Here is a 4,302-nt window from a genome sequence, read left to right on the forward strand (position 1 = left end):
ATCGCAGATAACTCTCTACTAGTTCACAATATATTGTGTACATTTCTTGCTGCGGAGCGTTTGTATGAACACCATGTCTGGTGCCGGTTAATCTACCAGCTCCAACCACCTTTAGTTTTGACAAGGCAGAATAATCCGCGACGGTCGACTTGCATCGTGATAGACGCGCTCTGTTGAGACTTTCGAATCTTTTCCGAACGGGCCTTCTGCCGTATTGGGATTCCGGTCGAATAGCGGGAAATACGCGCCGCAAATATCAACCCGCAGGCGGTGTCCCTTGCCGATCTGGGCGGCGATGGGGCCGAGGTCGACGGTGATTTCGTAAATCTTCCCCGGCTCGAGTGGTGTCGGCTCTAGTTCTGAATTCCGGAAACTGCCGCGCAGAATTCCTACGGTCAGGTTTTGCGAAAAGCCGTCGGGATGGACGTCAATCAGTTTGACGACCCAGTCGGCGTCGGGTGTGTCTGCTGAGACGAACAGTTTCGCCTGGGCATTGCCGGCAAATGTCAGCGGTTCCGTGTACGGCTCGGACGTGAATACCAGCACGTCATCCCGCGTCTCAATGGGCCGCTGATCCACGGGCGCCCATGTCGCCGCCTTCAGAGGCCGCGCTGCGGTGACTGGACAAGCGGGCGCGGGATCATCGGGGTCGGCTTTAAAACTGTCAGCCGCTTCCGCGGTGGTCGCCGGACAGAGATCAAGACTGCCATCGCTGGCGCCTGTATTCGCTTTGCCATTCGAATGCAGATAAAAGGGGGTTGCAGTAAAACCGTGCGGCGGCCAGGTGGTCGCTTCCTGCCAGATATTATCGCCCATCGAAAAGTATTTTACGGGAATGTCGACGACTTGTGCAGCGGCATCGTCGGCTTTCAGAAACTGTTCGAACCATTTCAGATTTTCCCCGGCAGCGTCGATCACCGCATGCTCGCCGAAATCGACTTCGCCCACTTTCGCGCGGCCGATGGAACCGTGATCCCACGGGCCGAGGATGAGTTGCTGGCGTTGACGTGTTTTCGGGTCGCGTGCCTGCTGCTGCATTCGCATGAAATTGTTTACCGATTCGCGCGAAAAGAAATCGTAATAACCGACAATGTGCTGCATCGGCAGTTTCAGGTCGACGATCTTGTCGGTCAGTTCCACGCGGTTCCAGTAACCGTCGTGACGCGGATGCGTGAGCATGCCTTCCAGCCAGGGAATCGACCAGCCGATCTGATCGTCAACTTCGCTCAGGGGCAGATGCAGGAACGTGCGTTGCCAGTCTTCCGACGCGGTAGTCCCTTCGGGTTTTGCGGAGTTGCCGGCTGCCCAGCCCGCAATCAAGGAGAGCCGCACTGCGCCGCCCAGATACAGGTTGCGATAAAAGCTGCTCCATGTTGCCGTCGGTGCAATCGTGACGAGCCCCGGTGGTTGTTCGGCGGCTGCCTGCCATTGCGTCGCGCCCACATAAGAAGAACCCCACATGCCGATCCGTCCGTTGCACCAGGGTTGTTTGCCCAGCCATTCGACGGCGTCATATCCGTCCTGCCCTTCATTGTCGTAGGGAAAGAAGATCCCCTCCGATGCAAATTTTCCGCGACAGTCCTGCACAACGGTGATAAAACCGGCCGCCGCAAATCGCTCGGCGACTTTTTTGACGCGGTCTTTGTTGTAAGGCGTTCGCATCAGCAACACCGGCGCCCGTTTCACTTCCGGGCTGCGATAGACGTCGGTCGCCAGCAGCACGCCATCCCGCATCGGCACCTGAATGGTCTCGCGCGTGATTTGCGATGGTTCGGCCGCCATCAACGATTGCACGGCGAGCAAAAGGAAACAGAAAGAAAAAACAGGCGAGCGTTTCATGTGCAGAGACTTTCAGAATGAGGTGCAGGGATCACAAGTCAGGCAGGTCGCTCTCTTTTTCTTAACAGCTTCTGCCAGGAAGATCAATCGAGCGAAGGAATTTACTGTGGTTCCTGAATTAACGAGCCCGTCGAATTTCGGATCGATTCCCTGATCTTTTTTTGCTTTTCTTCGCTGTAGTATTGTATGACCGAGACGCGTTGCAAACCATTGGGGCCGTCTAAGTGCATCACCTGCGCCGTCCAGATCAGGATCCCGTACGGAAAAATATCCTGTCTCTCTTTCCAGATATGATACGCATCATCGCGCCATAGTACCGGAGTGCCTTTTAGAACATCGAAGTGCCAGCGTTGTTGATTTACATCGTTACTCTTCAGTTGTAATTGGCCATCCTGGAATTCATATTCCCCTGTGATCGGAAACTCTGGTCCTGGTTCATCAGGGTCGACCACATCCGTGTAGAACCAGTAGCGGAACTTGCCGTCTTTCAGTTCCAGCGTGGTGCCGGAGAATCCAGAGATTTCATCAGGCGTGGCATAGACGCCTTCGGCAAGTCGGTCGTTGCTGATCTCCGGCGGTGGGGGATTGCATCCTGCCGCAAGCAAACACATCACGGATGTGAGTAACAGACGAAGCATGTCACCGCGTCCTTAACAGAAGAACAAACAAATCCAACTTCGAGGCTCTATCAAAAACAGACTGCAGGAAATAAACTCTGGAAGTGCGATAGAGATCTGAGCATTCCGCATCCGATTCACAAGTCAGAAAAGAAAGTGAGTGTTGATTTTAATTCACTGCATCAGAGCCATTCACCAGAAACTGACGAGCTTGCGGTGAAGGCACAAATAAAAATGATTAATATCGCTAACAGGCTGAATGGTGCCACAATCGACTGGCGACCACGGTTTAGAAATATTGCAAGAACAGCGAGCAGTATGCCTAACAAAAACATGATATGTACTGCCATCAGTTGCCACCATTCAAAGTTACCACTATAGAAATCAGGATTATAAAACAGAGCTCCCCAGAACAGCATTGTGATTGGTAGAACAATCAGTGGCGTCAGCCAGAGCAGCCGCAGACTTCCCAGTTCGTCGCGTTCCAGGCAGCGACTCCAGCCTATACAGAGCCAGATCAGTAATAGAACAGAAACAGGCCAAGCGACAATCAAACCCGGCACGGATTGAGAACACAGCCAGAGAAAACGTTCCATCGTTCCCGTCGCCAGCAAAACAACCGCTTCCAGCAGGAGAGGAATGCCAGCGAGCACACCAAACCACAAGGCAAGCGACATCGAAGGAAAACGATTTGCGACCGGTTGCGTCGTGGAATATTGAGGCTGCGATGGATGCATGATGATCTCATGAATTGAATAACCTATCAAGAGTCTATTATAGAATCATCTCTGCACTTGTTCCACAAAATTCCTTTCAATGCACCATTGGTATCATCAACGTGAGCGGCACGACCCTAGCCGCCGGTGGTGTGAATACGCTGGATTTCGTTACCGGCTAGCGCCATTCCGCTCAGAAATGGATAGATCAAACTACAAATGACTAACTCGTAAACTCTTCCCAACCTTGGCGGAGGCGATTCTGACATCAGGGTTTCTCCGCACTGACGGGACGTTCGATGCCCGCTTCCTGTTTGATCGAATTCAGATCGATGTCCGCAATCCACTTCGGGAGATTTTGCCAGACTTTGTGGAATCCATAACCGCCTTCGGTCATCTCACGCAATGCATCTTCTTTAGTCCAGCCTTCCACGGCCACGCGATAGAACGCACACATCGTTCCCGTCCGGTCGGCTCCATGTTCGCAGTGTACCAGCACCGGCGTCCGTTTCGAGTTCGTCACCAGTTGCAGGAAGCGGACAATTTCTTTTCGTTCCGGATGCCAGGCTTTCATATAGATGTGTTCATAACCCAGGCCCGTACTGCCAATTTCATCCCGATCTGAATGAAACGACCGCAGGTTGATCACAGTTTCAATCCCCATTTTTTTCAGATTCCGCATCCCCTCCGCGGTCGGCTGCGCGCTGCGGTACAGGGTGTCGCTCACTTGATACAGGTTCGGCACGCCCTCCACTTTGAGTGGATGTGCCCACATTTTCGGGCGATCAGCCTCCGGCTCCTCAGCAACAACAAATCCAGCCAGCAGCAACCAGAAAAATACGAATGTTGTGAGTTTCACTTAATACCTCCTGCGAACCAACATCATACTGAGCGGCAATCGTTCTAACTCGTAAACTCTTCCCAACCCTTGCGGAATTTGGAAAACAGATACGGTTTCGCACTGTTATTGCCTGTTGCGGTTAACGAAGACGCGTCCCAGTCGAAGCCGCCGCCCGCGCGGTAGGCGGTGTTGCCCAAGAGGACGGTTTCGGAGAGCGGGCCGGAATAATCGAAGTTACAGGTGGCCGGGGCGTCTCCTTTGCAGGCGTTTGTCCATTCTTGATGGAAGC

The 4,302-nt window shown here is 53.1% G+C and carries 4 protein-coding genes and 1 pseudogene; all 5 read right to left on the reverse strand.

Annotated elements, in window-relative coordinates; genetic code table 11:
* Window positions 1–111: 111 nt before the first annotated feature.
* Window positions 112–1,839: a CocE/NonD family hydrolase gene (locus tag Q0294_RS11420; RefSeq protein ID WP_299465008.1), complete on the reverse strand. Its 1,728-nt coding sequence runs from the start codon at window positions 1,837–1,839 to the stop codon at window positions 112–114.
* Between the two features lie 101 nt (window positions 1,840–1,940).
* On the reverse strand, window positions 1,941–2,477 hold the full coding sequence (locus tag Q0294_RS11425; protein WP_299465011.1) for a hypothetical protein: 537 nt from the start codon (window positions 2,475–2,477) through the stop codon (window positions 1,941–1,943).
* Window positions 2,478–2,638: 161 nt separating this feature from the next.
* Complete coding sequence (locus Q0294_RS11430; protein ID WP_299465014.1) at window positions 2,639–3,193, reverse strand: hypothetical protein; 555 nt, start codon at window positions 3,191–3,193, stop codon at window positions 2,639–2,641.
* A 247-nt stretch (window positions 3,194–3,440) separates the two neighbouring features.
* Window positions 3,441–4,031 carry a tyrosine-protein phosphatase gene (locus Q0294_RS11435; protein ID WP_299465017.1) on the reverse strand — a complete coding sequence of 197 codons (591 nt, stop codon included), beginning with the start codon at window positions 4,029–4,031 and terminating at the stop codon, window positions 3,441–3,443.
* A 44-nt stretch (window positions 4,032–4,075) separates the two neighbouring features.
* Window positions 4,076–4,302 (reverse strand): annotated as a pseudogene (locus Q0294_RS11440) (gfo/Idh/MocA family oxidoreductase); the annotation flags it as partial.

Origin of the sequence: uncultured Gimesia sp. (assembly GCF_937919775.1) — a bacterium.
In the GTDB taxonomy this organism is placed as follows: Bacteria; Planctomycetota; Planctomycetia; order Planctomycetales; family Planctomycetaceae; genus Gimesia.

What these genes read in the sequence shown, in the direction of transcription:
- Q0294_RS11420 (WP_299465008.1), bottom strand. Translation starts at nt 1,839, where the DNA reads ATGAAACGCTCGCCTGTTTTTTCTTTCTGTTTCCTTTTGCTCGCCGTG.
- Q0294_RS11425 (WP_299465011.1), bottom strand. Translation starts at nt 2,477, where the DNA reads ATGCTTCGTCTGTTACTCACATCCGTGATGTGTTTGCTTGCGGCAGGA.
- Q0294_RS11430 (WP_299465014.1), bottom strand. Translation starts at nt 3,193, where the DNA reads ATGCATCCATCGCAGCCTCAATATTCCACGACGCAACCGGTCGCAAAT.